The organism is Bacteroidota bacterium (genome assembly GCA_020161395.1).
Lineage (GTDB): Bacteria > Bacteroidota > Ignavibacteria > Ignavibacteriales > Ignavibacteriaceae > UTCHB3.
Genome location: JAIUOE010000004.1, coordinates 318507 through 342335 on the forward strand (window position 1 = coordinate 318507; position 23829 = coordinate 342335).

At 41.6% G+C, this 23829-nt stretch carries 18 protein-coding genes and 2 tRNA genes; 7 read left to right on the forward strand and 13 right to left on the reverse strand.

Going from position 1 to position 23829, the window contains the following annotated elements; all coding sequences use genetic code 11:
• Window positions 1–2 precede the first annotated feature (2 nt).
• The 6 genes from recA to LCH52_08835 are packed head-to-tail and all read right to left on the reverse strand — an operon-like array spanning window position 3 to window position 4762.
• On the reverse strand, window positions 3–1019 hold the full coding sequence (gene recA / locus LCH52_08810; GenBank protein MCA0388583.1) for a recombinase RecA: 1017 nt from the start codon (window positions 1017–1019) through the stop codon (window positions 3–5).
• Window positions 1016–1567 carry an RNA 2',3'-cyclic phosphodiesterase gene (gene thpR, locus LCH52_08815; protein MCA0388584.1) on the reverse strand — a complete coding sequence of 184 codons (552 nt, stop codon included), beginning with the start codon at window positions 1565–1567 and terminating at the stop codon, window positions 1016–1018. Before thpR ends, recA begins: the two co-directional genes overlap by 4 nt.
• The gene (locus tag LCH52_08820) at window positions 1557–2813 is read right to left on the reverse strand and encodes a competence/damage-inducible protein A (protein ID MCA0388585.1); all 1257 of its coding nucleotides are present in this window, start codon (window positions 2811–2813) and stop codon (window positions 1557–1559) included. The genes thpR and LCH52_08820 overlap by 11 nt, the downstream gene beginning before the upstream one ends.
• A 10-nt stretch (window positions 2814–2823) precedes the next feature.
• Entirely contained in the window at window positions 2824–3279 is a 456-nt protein-coding gene (locus LCH52_08825; GenBank protein MCA0388586.1) for a phosphatidylglycerophosphatase A, read from the reverse strand.
• Window positions 3272–3865, reverse strand: coding sequence for a CDP-diacylglycerol--glycerol-3-phosphate 3-phosphatidyltransferase (gene pgsA / locus LCH52_08830; protein MCA0388587.1), 594 nt, complete (start codon window positions 3863–3865; stop codon window positions 3272–3274). Before pgsA ends, LCH52_08825 begins: the two co-directional genes overlap by 8 nt.
• A complete protein-coding gene (locus LCH52_08835; protein ID MCA0388588.1) occupies window positions 3866–4762 on the reverse strand; it encodes a phosphoribosylaminoimidazolesuccinocarboxamide synthase in 897 nt (298 codons plus the stop codon). It abuts the gene before it with no gap.
• Between the two features lie 138 nt (window positions 4763–4900).
• Between LCH52_08835 and LCH52_08840 the strand changes: the two genes are divergently transcribed.
• The 3 genes from LCH52_08840 to LCH52_08850 all read left to right on the forward strand — a co-directional run bounded on the left by LCH52_08840 (window position 4901) and on the right by LCH52_08850 (window position 7536).
• On the forward strand, window positions 4901–7180 hold the full coding sequence (locus LCH52_08840; protein ID MCA0388589.1) for a glycoside hydrolase: 2280 nt from the start codon (window positions 4901–4903) through the stop codon (window positions 7178–7180).
• A gap of 150 nt (window positions 7181–7330) precedes the next feature.
• Window positions 7331–7403 (forward strand) — tRNA-Phe (locus LCH52_08845).
• A gap of 44 nt (window positions 7404–7447) precedes the next feature.
• Window positions 7448–7536 (forward strand) — tRNA-Leu (locus LCH52_08850).
• 15 nt (window positions 7537–7551) lie between these two features.
• Here LCH52_08850 and LCH52_08855 read toward each other — a convergent pair.
• A complete protein-coding gene (locus LCH52_08855) occupies window positions 7552–7878 on the reverse strand; it encodes a multidrug efflux SMR transporter (protein ID MCA0388590.1) in 327 nt (108 codons plus the stop codon).
• A 197-nt stretch (window positions 7879–8075) separates the two neighbouring features.
• Here LCH52_08855 and LCH52_08860 point away from each other — a divergent pair, with 197 nt between their 5' ends.
• Genes LCH52_08860 through LCH52_08875 form a run of 4 tightly spaced genes read left to right on the forward strand, consistent with a single transcriptional unit; the run spans window position 8076 to window position 14234 of the window.
• Complete coding sequence (locus LCH52_08860) at window positions 8076–8696, forward strand: TetR/AcrR family transcriptional regulator (GenBank protein ID MCA0388591.1); 621 nt, start codon at window positions 8076–8078, stop codon at window positions 8694–8696.
• 9 nt (window positions 8697–8705) lie between these two features.
• Window positions 8706–10034, forward strand: coding sequence for a TolC family protein (locus tag LCH52_08865; GenBank protein ID MCA0388592.1), 1329 nt, complete (start codon window positions 8706–8708; stop codon window positions 10032–10034).
• Between the two features lie 21 nt (window positions 10035–10055).
• Window positions 10056–11108 carry an efflux RND transporter periplasmic adaptor subunit gene (locus tag LCH52_08870; protein ID MCA0388593.1) on the forward strand — a complete coding sequence of 351 codons (1053 nt, stop codon included), beginning with the start codon at window positions 10056–10058 and terminating at the stop codon, window positions 11106–11108.
• Window positions 11109–11123: 15 nt separating this feature from the next.
• Window positions 11124–14234 carry an efflux RND transporter permease subunit gene (locus tag LCH52_08875; protein ID MCA0388594.1) on the forward strand — a complete coding sequence of 1037 codons (3111 nt, stop codon included), beginning with the start codon at window positions 11124–11126 and terminating at the stop codon, window positions 14232–14234.
• 45 nt (window positions 14235–14279) lie between these two features.
• Here the strand turns inward: LCH52_08875 and LCH52_08880 are convergent, their stop codons facing one another.
• From LCH52_08880 to LCH52_08905, 6 genes are all read right to left on the reverse strand, one after another.
• Window positions 14280–17390, reverse strand: coding sequence for a CusA/CzcA family heavy metal efflux RND transporter (locus LCH52_08880; GenBank protein MCA0388595.1), 3111 nt, complete (start codon window positions 17388–17390; stop codon window positions 14280–14282).
• Window positions 17391–17394: 4 nt separating this feature from the next.
• Window positions 17395–18585, reverse strand: a complete 1191-nt coding sequence (locus tag LCH52_08885) for an efflux RND transporter periplasmic adaptor subunit (protein ID MCA0388596.1) — start codon at window positions 18583–18585, stop codon at window positions 17395–17397.
• Window positions 18578–19846 (reverse strand): TolC family protein, encoded by a 1269-nt coding sequence (locus LCH52_08890; protein MCA0388597.1) that lies wholly within the window; start codon window positions 19844–19846, stop codon window positions 18578–18580. Before LCH52_08890 ends, LCH52_08885 begins: the two co-directional genes overlap by 8 nt.
• A 149-nt stretch (window positions 19847–19995) precedes the next feature.
• Window positions 19996–21594 (reverse strand): inorganic phosphate transporter, encoded by a 1599-nt coding sequence (locus LCH52_08895; GenBank protein MCA0388598.1) that lies wholly within the window; start codon window positions 21592–21594, stop codon window positions 19996–19998.
• A gap of 122 nt (window positions 21595–21716) precedes the next feature.
• A complete protein-coding gene (locus LCH52_08900) occupies window positions 21717–22238 on the reverse strand; it encodes a DUF5698 domain-containing protein (protein ID MCA0388599.1) in 522 nt (173 codons plus the stop codon).
• A 58-nt stretch (window positions 22239–22296) separates the two neighbouring features.
• Complete coding sequence (locus LCH52_08905; protein ID MCA0388600.1) at window positions 22297–23829, reverse strand: polyamine aminopropyltransferase; 1533 nt, start codon at window positions 23827–23829, stop codon at window positions 22297–22299.

Consider the following 23829-nt stretch of genomic DNA (forward strand, 5'->3'; position numbering starts at 1 on the left):
AATTATTTTGTTTCCTCGTTGGCTTCAATAAGACCGATTTTTACTTTAACCTCGTATGAAAGTTTGTTGAAAAGATCGGGTAATTCAAGAAGTTTTTGACGAAACTGCTCTCTTCCCTGGAATCTGTCCTCACCGAATGTAAACCAGCTGCCACCTTTTTTAATTATTCCGGTATCGACACCGAGATCGATCAGATCTCCGGTTTTGCTGATTCCCTCATTATAGAGGATATCAAACTCAACTTCTTTGAAGGGGGCTGCCACTTTACTCTTTACGATTTTTATTTTGGTCCTGTTCCCGACCACATCATTTCCATCTTTAATCTGAGCAACCCGTCTGATATCAAGTCGAAGTGAAGCATAGAATTTAAGGGCATTACCGCCGGTGGTGGTTTCAGGATTTCCAAACATTACACCAATTTTGCTGCGAAGCTGATTCGTAAAAATAACCGCCGTTTTGCTTCTTGAAATTGCCCCGGTGAGCTTTCTAAGAGCCTGGGACATCAGTCTCGCCTGAACTGCCATATGTGAATCACCCATTTCACCTTCGATTTCGGCACGGGGAACAAGAGCTGCAACAGAGTCAATAACAATTACATCAAGAGCATTGCTTCTGACGAGTGTATCGGTAATTTCAAGAGCCTGCTCACCAAAATCGGGCTGGGAAAGGAGAAGATTGGAAACATCCACACCGAGTCTCTTTGCGTAATTGATATCAAGAGCATGTTCTGCATCGATGAACGCAGCAATTCCGCCTGTTTTCTGAGCTTCTGCTATTACATGGAGACAAATGGTGGTTTTACCACTCGATTCGGGACCGTAAATTTCAGTTATTCTTCCGCGGGGAATGCCACCAATGCCAAGTATCCGGTCAAGAGAAAGAGCACCCGTCGGAATGCACTCCACTTTATTTATCACACCGTCTCCAAGGCGCATAATTGAGCCTTTTCCAAACGATTTCTCAATATTGGAGATTGTATCTTCAATAATTTTATTTTTTACTTCTCGAGTATCACTCATTCTAACTCCTGATAATTGTGTAAAATTGTATAAATGGCACCCTTTTCGGTCAGTACGCTGCTAAAAAGAGTGATGTTATAAATTGTAGTTGTCAAATTTAATGCCGGTTCATTCAGTATCTTCTGAATAAGCACATGTTCGGGTTCTCTTTTTATCCTGCTTAGAGTCAGATGAGGAACAAATTCCCTATCCTCTTTCTTGAATCCAATTTTTTCACAAACGGTTTCCAGTTTGTTTACAGTCATCATAACTTTCTCTCCAACCTCGCATTTCAACCAAAAAACCGAAGGAACCCGATTTCTGTAAAAGAACCCGTACCGGGAGAAATTAACTGCCTCTCCTCGAATCGATTTGAGAAAATCCAGACTGCTTATAATCTCAGGGATTTTGGTTTCCTCAACATCCCCCAAAAATTTTATTGTAATATGTAAATTTTCGGGTTTGCTGATTCTTAAATCAGAACCTTTGATCAAATTTTTCGCATTCTGATAAATTGATCGCTTTACCTCGTCCGCAAAATCGATCGCGATAAAAAGTCTATGCTTCAATCGGAATTCCAAGTACAAATCGTCTTAGCAATTCCAGAGCAGCCTGCGATGCCCTCACCTTGTTTTCAATTCGCGTTCCGCCAAAATTAAATTTTTTCACAACCGCCCGCTCGTGGGAAGCCACGCCAATGAATACCAGACCGACAGGTTTTGTCGCCGTGGCACCTTTTGGACCCAGTATTCCTGTAATCGAGAGCCCCAGATCAGTTCCGGAGATTGACCGGACGCCTTTACACATCTCCAATGCAACTTCTTCCGAGACAGACCCCTTCTCGTTAATGAGATCCTCGTTTACATCGAGAATTTCAACTTTAGATGCATTACTGTAAGCGATGATCCCCCTCTCAAAATACTCGCTGCTGCCCGAATTATCTGTGAGCAGATTCGAGATATTGCCACCTGTACAGGATTCGGCTATAGCGAGAGTCAGTTGCCTTTCACGCAAGAGGTTTCCTATCACTTTGCTAAGGTTATCCTCTCCATTACTGTAGATGTATCTGCCAACTCTTAGTCTGAGTTGCTGCTCTGCGGCTGTGACAATCTCATTTGCCTCTTCCATGGTGTGAGCTTCTGCTGTGAGTCTGATTTTTACACCGTTCAGATTTGGAAGAAACGCAACTTTAACATTCGGGAAGACTTCATCAATCGGTGTCAACTTGTCATATAAATTGGATTCTGCAATTCCTGTTGTCAGTATATTGCGTCGTGCAATTTTTCTAAGTTTTTCTCCGTATTTGGTTTTTAGGTTTGGTATTACAAAATTTTCAACCATTGCCTGCATTTCTCTCGGCACGCCCGGCATTACGACCACAACCTTATTGCCTTCTTCGATCCAAAAACCCGGCGCGGTGCCGTGAAAATTTCTGATCGGCTGACAGCATTCAGGAACCCTGCATTGATCTTCATTGGTAGGAGTCAGATCTCTCCCAAATCTTGCAAATCTGTCCTTGATATCGTTGTACACATCTTCATCCGGTACAAGCTCAGCCTTGAAAAATCGACAAATTGCCTCTCTTGTTATATCATCGTGAGTGGGGCCCAGTCCTCCTGTTACAATTACAACATCATGCTCATTCAATCCATTTTCAAGTTCGCTGATAATGCTGTCCATGTCATCGGGAGAAGTAACAACCTTCATAACTCTTAACCCGGTTTCGGTTAATTTTGCACCGATGAAAGAGGCATTCGTATTCACTGTTTGTCCGATTAATAATTCATCACCAATCGAAATCACAATTGCATTCATTTACAATACCTTATTTAAACATTGCTATAATTACCTGCATCACAATCAAAGTGTAAACTCCACTCATAATATCATCAGCCATCACTCCCAGTCCGCCTTCAAGTTTTTCAAAGTTTCTTGCCGGAGGAGGTTTAATAATATCAAATATCCGCCAAAGAAAAAATGCGAGAATCAGGTAAACGGGCTCTTTGGGTACCAGAATTAGAGAAATCCACATTCCTGCAAATTCGTCTATCGTTGCCTCCCCGGGATCTTTTCCATACAATTCCTCAAATTTACCACAAACCCAGATTCCATAAATTGAAGTGACAATAATCAAGGGGATTAAAAAGGCAAGATTTTCAACTCCCGGAATCAGATAAATGCCTAAAGCAACGGCGCTTCCGTAAGTTCCGGTTGGTCCCTTTAAATATCCTGTAAGAAAGCCGCTTCCCAAGAATTTATGGAAAACATTCAATTTACTCACCCTTCAGGATCTCCTTGAATAAATGGAAATTATCCTTAACATAAATATACGCAGAGTGAACTGTAATAAACGCGACAATGATCAGTCCCCAATAGACTACTGATTCGACATGTATCATGCCAAAGAAGCTCCGGACATCAAGCGGTAAAATTTCGGAATTCTTCAATAGATAACTGATCAGTACATAATTGAGGTAGACCATTTCTATGAATGTCTTTACTTTAGCGTACCTGCTTGTGGGAAAGGGTTTGTGGATGTGTTCTGAGTATGATCTGAATCCGGTCATAAAGATATCTCTCAAGATAATGACCGCCACAGGAATAAGTGGAAGAACATTGAGATAAACCAGTGAGAGCATTGTGCCTGCTGTAAGGATTTTGTCGGCAATCGGATCCCAAATTTTACCCCAGTTTGTGAAGTAATTAAATTTCTTCGCGAGCCAGCCGTCATACCAGTCTGTCAGAGCTGCAATGATGTAGATGACAATGGTTATCTCTTCGAAATAGGCGCCGTCACCGAGAAGGAAGAAAACGACGAAGGGAGTGAGTATTATCCTTAAAACAGTCAACTGGTTTGGGAGTATCATCTAGATGAGCTCTTTACCTGTTATTATTTTGAATGCTTCAAGATATTTTTCTGCGGTTTTCTCAATTACTTCTTCCGGTAATCCCGGAGGTGGAGGCTGTTTGTTGAAATTTATCGAAAGCAAATAGTCTCTTACAAATTGTTTATCATAACTGAATTGTGCCTTACCGGGAGAGTAAAGAGATTTGTCCCAGAATCTGGAGGAATCAGGTGTAAGCAGTTCATCTGCGAGCATCAATTCACCCTCTTGATCAATGGCAAACTCCATCTTTGTGTCAGCAATAATAATTCCTTTTTCGAGAGCGTATTCAGCACATTTTTTATAAATTGCTATCGCTTTTTCTCTCACAGTTTCCATAAGGGGACCTCCGGCTATCCTGCAAGCCTCGTCGAATGAGATATTCTCATCATGCTCCCCTATTTCAGCTTTCGTTGAGGGAGTAAAAACCGGTTCATCCAGCTTATCTGATTCTTTCATTCCTGCCCTCAACGGAATTCCGGATATTTTACCGGTATCTTTATAATCATTCCATCCGGATCCACTGATATAACCCCTCACAATACATTCAATCGGAATAATTTTCCCTCTTTTGACTATCATAGATCTTCCGTCAAGAAGTTCTCCATATTCCTGCATTTCGGATGGATATTCAGAGACATTAGTCGTAAGGAGATGATTATTTACGATATCTTTTGTATGATTAAACCAAAACGCGGAAATTGAATTCAGAACCGTTCCTTTAAATGGAATTCCTTGAGCCATTATGACATCAAAAGCCGATAAACGGTCAGTCGAAATGAATAACAAGTCATCACCGGCTTCGTAGATTTCTCTCACTTTTCCGGAGGCGACCTTCTTAAGTTTTTGCAGGGCAGGGGCTAAAATTATCTCTGGCATCAGATATCTTTAAAAAAATGAATAACAAATTTAGGAAATTACAAAAAATATTCACTTCTCATTTTCTAATATTAAATTTTCTTAGTAACTTTATGTTACATCATATCTTAATTAATCTCATCACCAAACGGAGTCCCGATGACATCATCGTTACGCCCCAAAGTTGCGGCATTTTTTATTATTGCCGGCTTTTTTAGTAGTATTTTTTCACAAGGAAGCCCTGATGCCATATTTGACAGGTTTCCGAAGGATCTGGAGAAGACATCTCCTCCATTCATCTCAATCGAATCAGTCCCTGTCACCATTGGGGATTACGATAATTTCTTTTTTGGTACAGAACAGGCTGAACCTCATTTTTCAATGGACCCGACGAATCCGAAGAGGATGTTTGCAGCTTATAATATTAATGCTGCATATTACACCGCCGATGGCTGGAACTGGACACGCATTGTTCCTTCATTCGGTGTCTCAGTTCAGGGTGATCCGTTAACCGCATGGGGAAGAGATGGCGTTCTCCATTATCAAAGCATGTTTGGAAACATTACCGGTTCAAAAAACATCCGGTCAACAGACGGAGGTGTGACCTGGACAGCCGCAGTTACCGGAGTTGATGGCGTCGATAAAAACTGGATGGCGATCGATCAAACCACAGGTCCCTATTCGAATTATATCTATAATGTTATGACCGCCGGCTCAGGAATGGGTAACATCCACCGGAGCACCGATGGCGGAGTTACATTTTCCCGGGTCACACAGCTCTCCACTCAGGCACTTCCCGGAATGATGTCTGCAGTTGGACCATATTACAATGGTACAAGCTGGGTAGATGGCGGATCAGTTTTTGTAGTTACCCACTCAGGTACAAATGCTGCAGGAATTTACAGTTTCTATCACTCCACCAATGGCGGAGCCACCTTCACATTAAAATCACAGCAGACTTTCTCAAATGTGATAGGTACAGAAATTTCAGGAAGATCGACTGTTCAGAACATGCGTACCAGACCATATCCGATGATAGCTGCTGACAACAGTACCGGACCTTACAGAGGAAGATTGTATCTTGTGTATGCATCAAACAGTCCGGCAGGAAGCGGTAATAAATCAGATGTTTTCAGTCGCTATTCAACCGACTATGGTGCTACATGGTCAGCCCCCAAGTTGGTGAATGATGATGCAAATCCTCAGAATAACCACAGCTTCTTCCCCGCCATCTGGTGCGACATTTCATCCGGAAGACTTTATGTAAAATTCTACGACACAAGGCTCGTTCCAACTTCAGACAGCATGGATGTCTTCGCGACCTATACCGATGATGGCGGGCAGTCTTTCGCCGCCAACTACCGGATTACCAACAAGACAGCCAAGATTAAACAATCATCAGGCACGGGAGCAAATTATCAAGGTGACTACGATGCAATTCAATCCGTTGGTAATCAGGCTTTCATGGCGTATACCGATTTCAGAAATAACAGTTTTGGTGCTTATGGTTCCTATTTCCCTGATTATGGTATGAGAGTGTTACCCGCCAATGTCTCTGTTGGAAACGATCTCGACAGTACATTTATTTATGTTTCGGTACCTTCGGTGAAGGCGTACACAAAGAGCGTTAAATTCTCTGCGGCGATCTCACCTGCACCCACAAGCGGTAATTTCTTTCTCCGGTTTGAAGGAAAAGATTCACTCACTACTTATCCCGACAGTTTGAAACTTTGGATTCGTACTTCAGGTGGAGTTCCCGAAGCTAATTATACAGTTACTGTAACAGGTGAAGGTGCCGGTGGTACTCCCGTTCATAAGAGAACTTCAAATGTCACTGTTACTGCTGCGGTACCTGTTGAATTGACTTCCTTCATTGCAAATTCCGATGGTTACACAGTCAAACTTGACTGGACAACCGCTACCGAAACCAACAACAAGGGATTCGAGGTTGAAAGAGCCGTAGATCAGGCTTCCGGACTTGCATGGTCAAGAATTTCATTTGTTGAAGGAAAAGGAACAACTTCTGAAGAGAACAGCTATGTATTTACTGACAGAAGTGTCACCAAACCCGGAAGATACTTCTACAGACTCCGTCAGGTGGATTTTGACGGAAGATTTGAGTACACAAAAGCTGTTGAAGCGATAATTACCACTCCGTCAACTTTTGAATTGCACCAAAATTATCCGAATCCATTCAATCCTTCAACCGTTGTTTCTTTCTCGTTACCTGTTGAAAGCAGAGTAAAATTGAACTTTTATGATGCTGCAGGCAACCTCGTGGAAAGTTACGACAAAGGAACCCTGGCTGCGGGATTGCACCAGCATTCACAGGTCATGGCTTCAGTTGCATCAGGTGCATATTTCTATTCGATTGAAGCTGTCTCATCAGACGGCAAGTCGAGTTTCAGAGCAAACAGAAAAATGATGTTAATAAAATAACCGGCCAATTAAAAACGGTTCTTGAGAGGAGTGATTCAAAATTGCTCCTCTCTTTTTATTTTTTACCGATTTTTTTTGATTTTTTTGCTTTCAGGTCTTGCTCAATATTGAGAATTTCCTTAAATTTACAGTCTAAATATTTAATTTAGAGGGCAGGTAGCTCAGTCGGTAGAGCAAAGGACTGAAAATCCTTGTGTCGGCGGTTCGATTCCGTCCCTGCCCACTTTCCTGCCACGATACCGACCGTGGCAATTTTTTTTCAGGTATGCCGAAATGGCGAAATTGGCAGACGCGCTGGACTCAAAATCCAGTCTGGCTCACACCAGGTGCCGGTTCGACCCCGGCTTTCGGCACCACCTTTATTCCCTTCTTTAACTCGTAAGCTTCAATCCTACAATTCCCGCAACTATCAGAAAAAACGACAGAATTCTACCTGCTGTAGCTGCATCCTTGAAGAATAAAATCCCAATTATAAAAGTCCCAGCAGCTCCCACTCCTGTCCAAATCGCATACGCCGTACCTATTGGAATACTCCTTTGTGCGAGCCACAGGAAATAACCACTCCCTGCCATACAAACAGCAGCCGCGGTTATCCATCCAGCTTTACTCCAGCCCTCCTCAGTAACTTGCGATAATTTAAATCCGAGGGGCCAACCCATCTCTAATATACCGGCAATAAGTAGAAAAATCCAATCCAATTTCATTTTTCTTTCTGTTTCATTGTGAATCGTAAAAATATGATTAATTTTACGGTCAATTCTAATTTTCATTGTGCAAAAAAAACCACTTATCATAAATTCAAATATATGGGTAATCTATTATTTTCAATTATGGGTCAGATATTTTATATTTGAACTCACTTTTGAACATTTTAAGAAAATACTCAAATATTCACATGAATGAAAACAAGCTTTGCCGGCGAACAAAAATTCTAAATGCTTTTACCGAACTTGTCAGCAGGTTTGGTGTAGAGAAAACAACCATGTCAGATATCGCCAGAAATGTCGGTTGCAGCGTAGGAACTCTTTATAATGAATTTAAAGATAAAGAAGAGCTGATCTACGAGTTTTTTCTCGAACACCTTAACAACATCATCTCGAGGCTCGAAGAGATAAAAAATTCTGAGCTCCCCCCTGAAGAAAAGCTTCATCAAATGATTCCCGGAAACTTAAAGTTTGTGATTCATGAACTTAAAGACAACTCCCTCTTTGCCGAATATCTAAGATCCAATACCGTCACAGTCAGATATTTGGGACAACCGGAATTAATTTCCCGTAAAGTATTCAGAAAGAAATATGTCTCTTTAATCGAATCAGTGCTTGAAGAAGGAATCCGGGCAGGGGTTTTTGAGGTCGAAGATACTGCATCAGCAGCTTCGATTCTTTCTGATTCAATGGATACTTATGCTCTCAGAGTCTTGATAATGCAGGAAAAACCGAAAAAGAATCTTGAAAGAGCAGAACTTATGTTTCAAATGTTGTTAAAATCCATTAAGAAAAATGATTCTAAAAATTAAGGAAAATAAATGTTAAAGCACTTGTTATATGTGGCAAGCTTTATCCTTCTGTCAATCACCGTTTTAACCGCCCAAAAAAGTGTTGAAATGAGCCTGGAGGATTGTATAAAGTTTGGACTGGAAAACAACAAATCGATCAAAATTGCCGCAGAAAAGGTTAATTCGGCAAAACTGAAAAGATCTGAAGCAGGTACCACAGGACTCCCCTCGCTCTCCCTTCAGGCAGGTTACACCAGACTGAGTGAGGTTGATCCGTTTGCAATAAGCATACCTTTTGGTGGCTCGATGCAAACATTCACAGTCTCCCCAAGCATCCTGAATAATTATTCAGCAAAACTGACTCTGACACAGCCCGTCTTTACAGGTTTCAAAATTGACCTGAGCAAAGAGCTTTCCGATCAGGCGATAGCTGCCGGGCTTTTTGATCTTCAGAGTGAGAAAAGTAAATTGAAATATTCAATTGCCAATGCCTACTGGTCGCTCTATAAGGTTACCGAAGGCAAAAAGGTTGTCGAGGAATACATCAAGACGATTGAATTGCACTTGAAAGATCTGGGAAATTTCTTCAAACAGGGTTTGATTACGGAAAACGAAATTCTCAAACTCGAAGTGCAACTTTCTTCGGCAAAGGTGCAATTGTTGGAAACTGAAAATGCGAAACAGATGGCAAAGTTGATGTTGCTTAACAGCATGGACATGCCGTATGAAACCGAACTGACACTCAAACCGTCACTGATCACCGATCAACCCGCTACGAATCTTACACTCGATGAAATAAACTCTCTCGCCCTGACAGGCAGACCTGAACTGAAGGCTATGGAAGTAAGATTAAACTCCAGAAAAAGTGCAATCGAGCTTACCCGGTCGGCATGGTACCCTGATGTTTATTTCATCGGAAACTATAATTATTCAAGACCAAACCAGAGGATTGTTCCGACAAAGGATGAATTTAAAGGTACCTGGGATATTACACTTTCACTTTCATACACTTTGTGGAACTGGAATGCCACTTCTTATAAGACACAGCAGGCTGAGTCTGAACTCGCTCAATCCAATTATCAGTATCAAATGATGAAAGATGGCATTCTTATCGAAGTAAAACAAGCCTTTTTGAACTATACTGCCAACAAGAGCAGGATTGAACTTGCCCAAAACACTGTAAAACAGGCGGAAGAAAACTACAGAGTAAGCTACAACCTCTTCCGGCAAGGTTTGATTAAAAATTCCGATCTGATAGATGCTGAAGTGGCGTTGTTTGATGCAAAAATAAAACTTGTCACCTCAATTTCCGATCTCAGAAACGCAGAAGCACTTTTAGACAAAGCAACCGGTAACTAATAAAGAATTTAAGAGAAAAAAATGCTAAAAAAGATTATTTACATCCTGATTGTTGTAGCAATAATTGGAGTTATTGCTTTTGTACTTATTAACAACAAACAGAAAATGGCTGCAAAAGTTGAAACAAAAAAAATGACCTCTGTTGCAGTCTCGGTGATTGAGGCAGCAATCGAGACTATTGATAAAAAACTCACACAGACAGGAACGGTTTTCGCTGATAAGGAAGTCGCGGTTGTCTCCGAGGCACCCGGACTTATAAGAGCAGTTTATTGCGATGTTGGTGATATGGTGAAAGCCGGTCAGATACTGTTTAAGGTGGACGACGAATTGAAAGTTGCTGCACTTAGACTCAGGGAGGCTGATTACGAAAAATCGAAGAAAGACCTTGAAAAATTCGAAGCACTCCTCAAAGAAGGTTCTGCAACTGAGGCACAGGTGGATGCCTACAGACTGGCATTCAAGTCATCAGAAGCTCAACTGACGATTGCGAGGCGACAGGTTGAAGATACAAAAATAAAGGCTCCTTTCTCCGGGGTGATAACTCAGCGAATGGTTAATCTCGGAAGTAATGTGATTGGCGGAACAGTTGTCGTCAATCTTGTAGATATCAGTGCTCCGAGAGTAAAGGTAAGTGTTGCTGAAAGTGATGTGTTTTTTCTAAAAAATGGCGATCTCGCCACCATTACCACCGACATTTTCCCGGGAAAGGAATTCAGTGCGCGAATCAAATCGATTGGTGTTAAAGGTGATGAAGTCCACAGTTTCCCAGTGGAACTTGTTATTCTGAACAACAAAAATTTGAAAGCCGGGATGAATGTAAATGTTGAATTTAACAGAAGAGTGAATCGTGAATCTGTGGTGATCCCAAGAACCGCCATTATCGGCAGCATGGCAGATGCCCAAATCTTTATCATCGAAAATAATGTTGCAAAACTGAAAAAAGTAACAACCGGAATCGAATCCGGAACGAACATCGAGATTCTTTCAGGAATAGAAAAAGGTGATCAGATCGCGATATCGGGTCAGGTAAATTTGAAAGATGGCAGTCCTGTAAATATCGTTAAATCAAAATAAGTTTGAGAACAAAAAATGACAATTACTGAATTATCGATCAAGCGACCCTCCCTGATCATTGTTTTGTTTACGGTACTGATCCTTTTAGGACTGTTCAGTTACCAGCAACTGAGCTATGAGCTGCTTCCAAAAATCAGCCCTCCGGTTATAGTGATCATTACCACCTATCCGGGTGCATCACCCGATGAAGTGGAAACTTCGGTTACCAAAATAATTGAAGATGCCGTTTCCGGACAGGATCAGGTTTCAACTGTAAACGCAACTTCCTCGGAAAACTTATCCCTCATTACAGTTGAGTTTAATCAGTCTGTTAATATTGATCTTGCACTCCAGGATGCACAAAGGAGAGTAAACCAGATAGTGGCAAAACTCCCCGATGACATTGATCCGCCCACACTTCTTAAAATTGCTCTGGATGAAATACCCATTTTAAGAATCGGAACGACCAGTAACCTTCCCCCCAGCGAATTCAGAACCTTCCTGAATGATTTTGTGAAGCCGGAACTCGCACAGGTAAAAGGTGTTGCTCAGATTTCATTTGTTGGTGGTCAGGAACGCGAGATACAAATCCTTCTAAATGAGCAAAAATTAAAGAGTTATAACCTCTCAATCAATACAGTAACCCAGATCATCCGGGCTTCCAATCTTGATTTTCCTGCGGGCGCAATCAAAGATGCAGATGCACAATATGTGGTCAGAATTGCGGGCAAGTTCAACAATATTGACGATCTTCGGAATATGGTGATATTGCGAAACTTCAATGGCTCAGACATTATGTTAAGCGATGTTGCCGAAGTTGTGGACGGCACCAAGGAATTCACCCAGCAATCGCGTATTGATGGTGTGCCATCAGTGGGAGTACTGATACAAAAGCAATCTGACGCGAACGCAGTGGAAGTCGCAAAAGTGAGCAAGCAAACCCTTCTCGACCTCGAAAAGCAGTATGCGAATATCAATCTGAAGTTCGATATTGCTCAGGATGGTTCCCTTTATACTATCGCCGCTGCAGATGCTGTAAAAGAAGATCTTGCAATTGCGGTTGTGCTCGTTGCTCTTGTGATGCTTCTGTTCCTGCATTCATTCAGAAACTCGGTCATCGTTTTGATTGCAATTCCGTCGTCACTGATTTCCACCTTTATAGCTATATACGCGTTTGGATTCACATTGAACCTGATGACTTTGCTGGCTCTGTCTCTCGTCGTAGGTATCCTCGTCGACGATTCTATTGTGGTGCTGGAGAATATCTATCACCACCTGGAAAAAGGTGCTGACAGAAGAGTTGCCGCTCTGAAAGGGAGAAATGAGATTGGATTTGCCGCTTTGTCAATTACTCTTGTGGATGTGGCGGTTTTCCTTCCCCTTGCGTTAGTAACGGGTATAGTGGGTAATATTTTGAGGCAGTTTTCTCTCGTGGTTGTTGTATCCACTCTGATGAGTCTGCTTGTTTCGTTTACCATCACTCCCATGCTCGCATCACGGTTCTCGAACATCGAAAAGTTCTCCGAAAACACACTTTTCGGCAGATTTGTCAATGGATTCGAAAGAGCATTCAAAAAGTTGACCGAGGATTACCTGGCACTTCTTAAATGGGGTCTGAACCACAAGAAGACAGTCTTTCTCGTCACTACAATTCTTCTTCTTGGCTCTTTAAGTCTTGTCCCGTTCGGCTTCATAGGTGCAGAGTTTATGACAGTTGCCGACAGAGGTGAATTTACCGTTGTCGTCGAGATGCCATCGTCAACGAATATCAGGGAAACAAATTTCAAATCGATGGAAATTGAAAAGTTGATTTCTCAGATCCCCGAGGTCAAAAGAATAAACACAACAGCAGGTCTTGCTGCAGAAGGAATGCTTGGTCAAAATGCCAATAATATCTCATCAATTGATGTAACGCTGATTCCCAGAAAAGAGAGAAAAAGATCAACTGATGAGATAAGTGAAGAAATACGCCAAAAACTGAACGCAATGCCGGGAATAAAGGTTCATGTGAATCCGATTGGTATTTTTGGTACTGCCAACCAGACACCGATTATGCTGGTGGTTTCGGGTGCTAATCTCGACAGTGTGAGAGTGGCTGCGGAACGACTCGCTGAGGTTGTCAAAAAAGTGCCCGGAACAGCGGATGTCAGACTTTCTTCCGAGCAGGGTAAGAAAGAAATTTCGGTTAAGGTTAACAGAAGACTGATGGCGAGCTACGGACTTACTCTTGCAGAAGTGGGACAGACACTGAGAATTGCTTTTACAGGTGACGATAATACTAAATTCCGGGACGGCCGGAATGAGTTTGATATCAGGATCATGCTCGATAATGTATCCCGAAATAAAACATCTTCGCTTGAGGAGATGATATTTACTTCGCGAACCGGAAAGCAGGTAAAACTGAGTCAGTTCGCTATACTTGAATCGACAACAGGTCCTTCAAAATTAACCAGAACTGACAGAAGTAATGCATTGTATGTCTATTCCCAGGCGGTTGGGAGACCCACAGGCTCCATCGCTCAGGATATAGATATTGCCAGAGCAAAGGTGAAATTCCCCGCAGGTGTAACCTTCAAATACATGGGTGATGTCAAGATGCAAGGTGAGTCTTTCTCGAGCATGTTCCTTGCCCTTACCGCTGCAATACTTTTCGTCTATTTGATTATGGTTGCTTTATACGATAACTGGGTATATCCTTTCGTAGTGCTCTTTTCGATACCGGTTGCCATGGTGGGAGCACTCCTTGCCCTCGCAATGTCGATGAAATCCCTGTCGATCTTTTCCATGCTCGGCATAGTAATGCTTGTCGGTCTGGTTGCGAAAAATGCTATTCTCCTCGTGGATCGTGCAAACCAGATGAAACTGGAACAAGGGGTTTCATCAAGAGATGCACTTCTTGAAGCCGGAAAATCGAGACTGAGACCCATCGTAATGACAACCCTTACGATGATTATGGGTATGATACCGATAGCGATGTCATCAAGTGATGGATCGGAGTGGAAATCAGGTCTTGCCTGGGGTATTATAGGTGGTCTGTCAAGTTCCCTTCTATTGACACTTGTTCTTGTTCCTGTGGTTTATGAACTTGTGGATAACACGGGAGCCAGAATCAAAAAACTGTTTAAGAGAAAAGAATCTGTGATTTAATAAATTAAAAGGCTGCCTAATCAAGGGCAGCCTTTTTTATTTTATCTAATTTTCAACGGTGTTTGGAATTTCTGTTGAGATTGCAGTCTCTTTCTTCTTCTTTCTGTTTTCAACAATATAATAAATGACAGGCAGCAGCATTAGCGTTGCGAGTGTTGAGGTAACCAGACCTCCGATTACAACCGTGGCGAGTGGACGCTGCACTTCCGAGCCGGGACCTGTATTAAATGCCATAGGGATAAAGCCGAAACTTGCAACCAGTGCCGTCATAAGGACCGGTCTTAGTCTGTCCGCTGTCCCTTCGATCACGGCTTTCCGAAGGTCGCTTGTTTTTTCGCGCATATGATTAAGATGCTCCAGCAATACTATGCCATTTAATACAGCCACACCGAACAGGGCTACAAATCCGATACTCGCTGAAATGGAAAGGTATAAACCCCTCGCAAGCAGGAGAAGTATTCCACCGGAGAGAGCATAAGGCAAATTAAGGAAAATTAATCCGGCATAAACAAATTTTCCAAACATCAGATAAAGAAGTCCCAGAATGATAAAAATCGCAAGGGGTACCACAATGTAAAGATGCTTCATCGCTCTCTGCTGATCTTCAAAAGATCCGCCGTATTGAATAAAATAGCCCGACGGAACTTCAATATTTTCCGAGATTCGAGACTGAAGATCAGCTACATATGATCCAATATCCCGACCTGCAAGATTTATTCCGACGATCACCCTTCTCCAGCCATTTTCTCTGGCAATCTCGCGCGGTCCCTCCTGGTTTGATATGCGGGCAACTTCCCTCAGTGGAATATTTCCACCAGAGGGTATTTGAACAGGTATGTTCGAAATGTCATCGAATGATTTTCTAAAATCTTCTCTTAATCTTACAATTATGTCAAATCTTTTTTGTCCTTCGTACACAGTTCCGGCAGTATTTCCACCAATACCTGTCTCAATAACCTGTTGAACATCATCCACATTTAATCCGTATTTAGAGATCGCTTCCCTGTCGATTTCAATTGTTAAATATGGTTGTCCCGACGGTTTCTCTATGAAGTAATTGTCAGTTCCTTCAATTGAAGCCACTTCTTTCGAGATGTTTTCAGCAATCATTGAGAGCTTTTCGAGATCGTCACCATAGATTTTCACAGCCAGATCGGATTTTACACCTGAAGTCAATTCATCAACTCTCATTGCGATTGGCTGCGTGAAATTGTACGACAAACCCGGTTCCTTTTCAAGAAAAGGTTTTATTTGTTCCTGAATTTTTTCCTTTGTCATTCCATCCCTCCATTCGGAGGTTGGTTTCAAAATTACCCAAACATCAGTTTGGTGTACTCCCATCCAGTCGTTAGCCAGGTCAGACCTGCCGGTCTTGGGAACCACAGTCTTCACTTCCGGAACATTTGCCATGATAAATTTACCGAGCTCGTTCGCCTTTTCCATCGATTCTTTAAGAGTAACACTCGGAAGTCTCACTTCCTCTATTAATATCGATCCCTCATCGAGTTCAGGAAGGAACTCTGTTCCCAGGAAAGGAAGTGTGGCGAGTGAGCCAAATATTATGAGAGTTGATACTCCCAGCACCAGTGCTTTCTTGTCAAGATGCAACTCAAGTTGCTTTGTGTAAATCGGTTTCAGCCATTCGATCAGGTAGTTCTTCCGAATCTTCACACCTTTCCTGAAAACAATTGAAGAGAGAGCCGGAACATAAACCAAAGCAAGGATGAGGGAGCCGAATACCGCTGTGGCTACCGTAATTGCCATGGGTCTGAAAAGTATCCCTTCAATCCCTGAAAAAGTGGCTATTGGTACATATACCATCAAAATGATCAGGACACCGAAGAAAATGGGTCGTGCGACCTCATGCGCCGCCTCCCTGATAATTTGACTTTTATCCTTTTCTCCACCCTTTTGCAGTTTTGTTATTATGTTTTCCACCATTACGACGGATCCGTCGACGACCATTCCAAAATCGATGGCACCGAGGCTCATCAGATTTGCAGCAAGTCCAAACTCTCTCATCCCGATAAATGCAAATAGCATGGAAAATGGTATGACAGATGCCACAATGAGGGCACCTTTTAACTCACCAAGAAGTAGTAACAACACTGCAATTACAAAGAACCCGCCTTCCAAAAGATTGGTTTGAATGGTGGATGTGGTACGGTCTACGAGATCGGACTGGTCATAAAATTTCTCAATGGTTACTCCCTCCGGCAAATTCTCATTTATTGAGTTAATCTTGGCATCGATATCTGCTATTACCTCCCTGCCGTTCCCACCTCTTAACATCATCACGATGCCGGTAACAACCTCTCCTTTTCCATCCTGGGTGACACCCCCCTGCCGGAGTTGTTCGGTGATTCGTACATCTGCGATATCGCCAATCGAAATGGATCTGTTAGCAAACTTTTTTACAATTATTTGAGATATGTCGGTCGCATTTTTAATCTGACCAAAACCTCTCACTATATACTGTTCTCTGTTATGTTCGAGATAGTTTCCGCCGGAGACGCTGTTATTACTCTGAATTGCATCAAGGACATCCTTGAACCCAAGGTCATAAGCGCGGAGTTTACCGGGAGTCACTACCACTTCGTACTGTTTTACATAACCACCAAATGAGTTAATCTCCGTTACTCCCTTTACTGTCTTCAGTTGAGGCATAATCAGCCAGTCCTGAATCGTCCTGAGGTCTGTTAACGAGTATTTTTCACCTCTTACAACATACTGGTATATCTCTCCAAGAGCTGTTGAGATGGGTCCAAGGTTTGGAGTTGATACACCCGGTGGAAGCTGGTCCTGGACACTCTGAAGCCTCTGTGAGACCATCTGACGGGCAAAATAGATATCCTGATCCTCTTCGAATTCGATGATAACCGCTGAAAGCCCAAACTGGGAGATGGACCTTACCTGCTTTACCCCCGGTAGTCCGTTCATCGAAGTCTCTATAGGGTAACTGACGAGTTTTTCAACATCGTAAGGGGAATATCTTCCTGATTTTGTAATAACGAGTACCTGAACCGGTGTTACATCAGGAAGTGAATTTATTGGCAGCTCCGTAAGTGAATAATAACCGCCGAAAGCCATTAATATCATCAGACTGAGTGCGACTACCTTTTGCCGTAAACTAAAATCGATTATTCCTTTCAGCATAATTTTATTCTCCACCTTCGGCGGATTTTGACAGGGCTTTCAAATCAAACACATTACTCGAGGCAATCTCCTCCCCTTCAGACAAACCTTCTTTTACAATCGCAATCTTCTCCGTGGATTTTTCGAGCCTCACGGGTCTTAGAATAAAAGTGTTTTCACTTTTCTTCACAAATACATATGGTACATCGCCCTGATATATGATTGCATCCAAAGGTATGCCTATCACCGGTTCTTCCGTACCGGTTGAAATTTCCATTCTTAGAATCTGACCTGGTTTTGGCCACTCATTTTTTGTTGTGACTGTGGAATTGACAGTAATAGCCTTGTTCACTTCATCAAGTGAGGGATTGATACTTCCTATGGTTCCTGAGACAAACTGATCAGGATTATCTTTTGAGAAGGCTGTAAATCTGTCACCAGTGTTGACAAGTTTAAGATCCTCGGGTGAAACGAAACCACGAATTTGAACTTTACTCAGATTTACTATGGACATCATGTTTTGGTAGGAGGTTACAGCCTGACCCGGATCGATCATATCTTCGTTTACAAGTCCGGACATTGGACTGAAAATCTTCAGAACCGGATCTTTAATGTTTGAGGAATTTAGCGATTCAATCTGTTTTTCAGGCACCCCGACAGATCTCAACCTCGCTTTTGCTGCTGCAAGAGCGGCAACAGCCCTCTCGTATTCAGCTTTTACTTCTTCGAGTCTGCTCTCTGTGCTGATTCCCTTTTCCTTTAACTGTAAATTTCTGTCGAGTTTGTTAGTCTGATAATTCAGTTCTGACTTTGCTTTTACCAGATCGGCTATCAGATCGGCAAACTCAAGACTTTCGAGCTCACAAATCACTTCTCCCTGTCTGACCCGGTCACCTTCATTTTTATAAATTTTGATAATTCTCCCACTGATTGGTGCACTTACTTTGGCGATATTTTGGGGTGCCGGAACAACCGTGGAAGCTAATACTAAAGAGTAGTCGAGAGATTTCTTTTCAATCTTGAAAAGTTTGACATTCAGGATTGCTGCCTGCTCTTTTGTTAAGGTGATCTCCTGATATTTTTTAGGTTGTTCCTTTTTTTGTTCCTTGGTTTTAGGTTTTTGTTCATCTCCACAACCGCCAGATGTGAAAGCCAAAATCAGAAAAAACGAAATAAGTGTAAGCTGTATTTTCATGGTAAACCTGTATCTAATCATTATATAAAAATTCTTTTGGCGAAAATTTCTCAAGCTCGATCAGTCTAAAATTGTAATCGAGCAGATAGTCGTAATATCTTTTGGAACTGGTCAGGTAAGTTCTCCTCGCCTCGAGCAGAGTGAGGAAATCGATTTCTCCGAGTTTATAACCCTGAGTTGTGAGATTCAGGAGTTCTTCACTTTCAGCAAGTATCCCGTTTGCGAACCGGTTAAGATTTTCACCTGCGGATTCATAGCCATGCCATGCGATTTCAACTTCCTTTTTCATCAAAAGAAGCTCCTCACGGTAGTTTTCATCAGATATTTTAACTGATGAAATTGAGTGATCGATGACACTGCGTTGATTACTTTGAAACCAGAGCGGAAGTGATAGACCTACCTCAAAGCCCAGTGCCTTAAAACCGGATCCGAAGTCCTGACCAAAAAGATTAAGTGATATATTTGGAAAATAACCTGCTTCCGCGACACGAAGATGATTTTCGGCAGCTTCAATTAATTTCTTTTTCGAACGGACTCCGGGCATGTCGTAAAAAGTGGAGAGTATATCGCTTTGTGATATTTCAGTTTTTTTATAATAGAGTGTGTCGGGGAAATTGATGGAATATTTCTGGTTTGTCGTCTCCAGTCCAATCTGATTGAACAGACTGTATCGTGACTGATGCAGGTAATTTTGCGCCTCTGAAATCGAATTTTCAGCCTCATTCACCTGTATTTTAGCTTTAAGCAGCTCAATTTTTGTCGCCTCACCGGAATCGTATTTCAGTTTCACTGCTTCATAGACACCTTTTGAAATTTCAAGTTCACTTTGGGCAAGATGTAATAACTCCAATCCATATTGAAGTTGTGAGTAGGTCTTCTTTATCTCTTCACGGAGAAGGAGGAGAGCGTTTTCATATTCGAGTTGAAGAGCTTCGATTTCTGAGGAGATTCTGTCACTAATCCGGGATGTTGTAATAGGAAAGACAATTTCTTGAGTAATGCCAAGTCTTTGTTCGTCATACGAGGAAAAACTTGAATTTCCCATGCCCTCCCGTGAGTATGAAAGCACAGGATCTGAGAGTCCGCTGTTTCCTCTTAATTCCGCTTTTTTTTGATTTACTGACTGGGCAAGCTTTTGTAATTTAGGGCTTTTCTGTTTAGCCAGATGAAGAGCCCGTTTTACGGAGAGCGTATCGACGAAGGAGGGGTCTTCAACCGGTTGTGAGCATATCGTAACTGAAAAGAAGAAGAATATTAGAGGTAAATACCTATTTATGGTCATGTTTTATACTTCCGGTGGATTGCTTCAAATAACTTTAATTCCATTAACAAAATTAGTAATAATCACTCTAAAATATTAATTTCACTCGCTTAAAAAATGATTAAAAAAAAACCGCCCGAAGGCGGTTTTCTTAAATTATGGAATCGGAATTATGAGGCGGCTTTTTCGCTCTCATCTTCTTTTTTCTCCTGTTCACCGTGATATTTGTGAGTCCTGTAAATCAGGAATGCAGAGAAGAAAAGCAACAGCATAATGAATGTAAGGCCCCCGGCGGAGATCAGCAGTCCAAAGACAAATGAAAGCATCAGGGCAAAGACTGCTGTGAGGAACCAGCCACCTACTACTGTCAGAACACCATTCACCCTGTTCACGGCATTATCATGTTCCCATGCCCTGTCTGCCAGGGAAGTGCCCATTGCCACAATAAATGTTACAAAAGTGGTGGAAAGCGGCAATTTTAATGATGTCCCAAAAGAAATCAGACTTGAAGCAACAACAAGATTGACTGATGCTCTGATCAGATCAAAGGCAGGCATTTTACCGTCTGGTCCCGGAACAGGTACATATTTGGATTTATCGAACCTGGAATTAACCCAGTTGGTCACTATTTTAGGTGATAGTGTCTTGAACATATCGAGGATAAAAAGGGAAGATTTCACAACATTTTTTGCCACAGCGGATTTCTTAAACTTTTCTTTCCCTTTTCCCTGTCTGGAGAGGTTAACTTCAGTCTTTGTTACCGTATTCGACTTTTTTGATTTCCAAATTGTTACAATCATAATTGCTCCGGAAATCACCAGAATCAAAAACGGAACTGCGCCCTGATCATTTAAAGCTGTCATCATGGTCGATGACGGGTCGGTTGCGAAGCTGACACTCTGAAAAGCCTGGTATCCCGCGAGCGGAACGCCAATGAAATTGACAAGATCGTTGGCCGCAAATGAAAAAGCAAGGGCAAAAGTACCTGCTATAACGATCGGTTTGAATATGTTGATCTTAATGATGTTGTTCAGGATAAAGAACACAAAAAGGAGAATTGCAAAAGAATAAAGAAGACTTTCACTCATATGCTTCGTAATCCATTTTGCAAATTCGGTATTTTCAAATATTGACCCTTTGATTCCCTTTGTAAAAAGAAAGAATGTGATCAATGTAAAAGCTACCGCTCCAAAGATGGCACCATATTTTTGGATTCTCGGTTTGTAATCGAAGGTAAATATCATCCTGACAATATACTGGACGATTAGAGAGGCATTAAAGGAAATGATGACTGAGAGGAAAATTCCACTGATAATTATGAAGGCTCGCTCGGTGTTGATATAACTCATCACCGTTTCCAACCCCCCGGATGAAGCGAGTACGCTGTATGTTGCTGTACCCAGAGCTGCCCCCAGCAGTCCAAATACCAGGGAGACCGTTGTTGAAGTTGGTAAGCCAAATGTGTTATAGAGATCGAGTAAAAGAACATCTGTGAACATTACGGCTACAAAAAGCCCCATCACTTGTGCAAAATTGAACATCTCCGGATTGAAGAGACCTTTCCTTGCCACCTCCATCATTCCACTCGAAAAGAGAGCACCACCTAACACACCCAAACTTGCGAATACAAGTATAATATGTCTCGGTGCCACTTTCGATCCAATAGCAGAATTTAGAAAATTAACGGCATCATTTGCTACGCCAAATATCAAATCGGAAACTGCAAGTATAAAAAGAACAAATACTATAACCAGGTAATAGATTTCCATGATTTTCTCATATGTGAATCAATCGCCAAAAAATTAAAATTATGGCTTCAAAACTTACAAATCATGGATTTGAATTTTTACACCAGCAAGATTAACAAATTATTAACAATTGTTATTCAGAACTATATTCTGGCTCCGGGTCTGTATCCCCGATAAGGAAGTGATGACTGGATTGAAATGAATGCCTTTGAGTCGATCGATTCTACCAGTTTCATGAGATGTCTTTGTTTTTTTCTGTCAACGACGGAAATAAGCATTTTGATGTTTCCGGTGAGACCCTCTGCCGGAAGAATTGTAACTCCGAAGGCAGATGATCTGAGTTCCGCTGCAATTTCCTCCGATTTCTCCAAAGAAAAAATTGTTACCTGGACGAATCCCAGTCCTATCTTCTGTTCGAACCACACGCCGATAACATTACCAAGCCCGTAACCTGTTGCATACCCGAGTATCATCCATGGATTGTCATTTAAATACGCAAATATCTGACTGACTGCAATAACCCAGATTGCAGCTTCGAAGAATCCAACAAAGCCGGCAAGATATTTTTTGCCCTGAACAACAAGTATGGTTCTGAGTGTTCCCAGACTAACATCGCAAATCCTAAGTAGTCCAACAATTACAGGACCGAAAGCACCTTCAAACATTTGAATTCCAAAAAGTATTAAAACAAAGTATCAATATAGCAGTTTCATTTCTATTTGGTTAATAAAGTCCCCAGTCTCCCTGTTCGAAATACCTGTAAAGAACGGGTTCAGTCAGATTGTTTACCTTAATTTCCTCATTATCTTTCAGAGGTGACTTGCCAAATGAGACAAGGGCATCTAACACATTGTTATTTAACCAGTTTGTCGTTCGTTCATCAATTTTAATTTCAGAATATTTTAGTTTGAGCTGCTCCCCGTCAAGTGAAGCGGAGCCAATAATAAATCCCCACTCCCCCATCGTTGGAACATGATTTCTCATTCGAAGCGAACTGAAACCGGAAGCTTTAATTGTTGTATCAATACAGGCGAAAGCCTTTGCAGCAAAATATGGACTGCATGCCTGGGTTATGAATATTCCATCTTTTGAAAGGTGTTTTTTTACAATCGAATAGAACTCTTTGGAATAGAGACGACTAATATCGGAGTTTCTTGGGTCGGGAAAATCTGCAATAATTACATCGTAAAGACTATTGCTTTCCTCCAAATAACGAAAGGCGTCTGTGTTGACAATTTTGACTTTTTTGTCGTTCAGAGAGCCTTTATTAATCTCGAGGAGTATATCGTTTTTTTGAGCGAGGTCCGTAATTGCCTTATCAATATCCACGAGATAGATTTCCTTAACTTCAGGATATTTCAAGACTTCCCTCACGGCACATCCGTCACCACCTCCAAGTATCAGCACACGATCCTTACTCCCTGACATCTGAAGAGGAATATGTACGAGTGGTTCGTGATACAGTGACTCATCGTAAGTGCTGAATTGAACACTGTTATTTAAGTAAAGCCAGTGATATTCTTTCCATTTTGTTATAACAATTTTCTGATATTTGGTCTGCTCTTCATACACAATGTTGTCTAGGTATTTTAACTGCTCGGAAAAACGGATTATTGGATTTGAAAATATAGCACCCGAGACAATAATAAAAGTTACCGAAATAATCAGCGTACCCATGGCAACCTTTGAGTATTTAAAGTGCTCACGCAGATGCAGGTAAAGCAGTAGTGCCACAGTGAAATCAATCGCTCCAAGGATAAACGGAGTATAAGTCAGTCCGATAATTGGCAAACCAACAAAAGCGAAAAAAATGCCACCGACCAGACTTCCATAGTAATCTTTTTCGAGTACATTCGCAATATTTACCCTGAGCTCTTCGAACTCTTCGTTCAAACGGGTAACAATTGGAATCTCAAGGCCGATTAATAATCCGATAAAAATGGAAAGTGAATAGATTGTAATTCCCCGAAATTCAGGGAAAGCAGAGATCGAGTAGACGATAATTGCTGAAAATGAGGTCGCTATAGAGAGAGTAAATTCAATCAGGATAAATTTTTCAAGTAAATTCTGTTTTATAAATTTACTTAAACTGCTCCCAAGTCCCATGGAAAACAGCATCAACGATACAATAAGCGTCCATTGAATGACCGAGTCTCCCAAAAAATAGGCTGCAAGAGTGGAAAGAATATACTCTGCCACAATGCCCGAAACTCCTGTGGCAAAGAGACATAATTTTAAAAGGTTGGATTTTTTCAC

Coding starts and splice junctions, on each gene's coding strand:
- LCH52_08840 (MCA0388589.1), top strand. CDS start 4,901: ATGACATCATCGTTACGCCCCAAAGTTGCGGCATTTTTTATTATTGCC.
- recA (MCA0388583.1), bottom strand. CDS start 1,019: ATGAGTGATACTCGAGAAGTAAAAAATAAAATTATTGAAGATACAATC.
- LCH52_08860 (MCA0388591.1), top strand. CDS start 8,076: ATGAATGAAAACAAGCTTTGCCGGCGAACAAAAATTCTAAATGCTTTT.
- LCH52_08885 (MCA0388596.1), bottom strand. CDS start 18,585: ATGATTAGATACAGGTTTACCATGAAAATACAGCTTACACTTATTTCG.
- LCH52_08820 (MCA0388585.1), bottom strand. CDS start 2,813: ATGAATGCAATTGTGATTTCGATTGGTGATGAATTATTAATCGGACAA.
- LCH52_08895 (MCA0388598.1), bottom strand. CDS start 21,594: ATGGAAATCTATTACCTGGTTATAGTATTTGTTCTTTTTATACTTGCA.
- LCH52_08865 (MCA0388592.1), top strand. CDS start 8,706: ATGTTAAAGCACTTGTTATATGTGGCAAGCTTTATCCTTCTGTCAATC.
- LCH52_08900 (MCA0388599.1), bottom strand. CDS start 22,238: ATGTTTGAAGGTGCTTTCGGTCCTGTAATTGTTGGACTACTTAGGATT.
- LCH52_08880 (MCA0388595.1), bottom strand. CDS start 17,390: ATGCTGAAAGGAATAATCGATTTTAGTTTACGGCAAAAGGTAGTCGCA.
- LCH52_08890 (MCA0388597.1), bottom strand. CDS start 19,846: ATGACCATAAATAGGTATTTACCTCTAATATTCTTCTTCTTTTCAGTT.
- pgsA (MCA0388587.1), bottom strand. CDS start 3,865: ATGATACTCCCAAACCAGTTGACTGTTTTAAGGATAATACTCACTCCC.
- LCH52_08870 (MCA0388593.1), top strand. CDS start 10,056: ATGCTAAAAAAGATTATTTACATCCTGATTGTTGTAGCAATAATTGGA.
- LCH52_08875 (MCA0388594.1), top strand. CDS start 11,124: ATGACAATTACTGAATTATCGATCAAGCGACCCTCCCTGATCATTGTT.
- LCH52_08835 (MCA0388588.1), bottom strand. CDS start 4,762: ATGCCAGAGATAATTTTAGCCCCTGCCCTGCAAAAACTTAAGAAGGTC.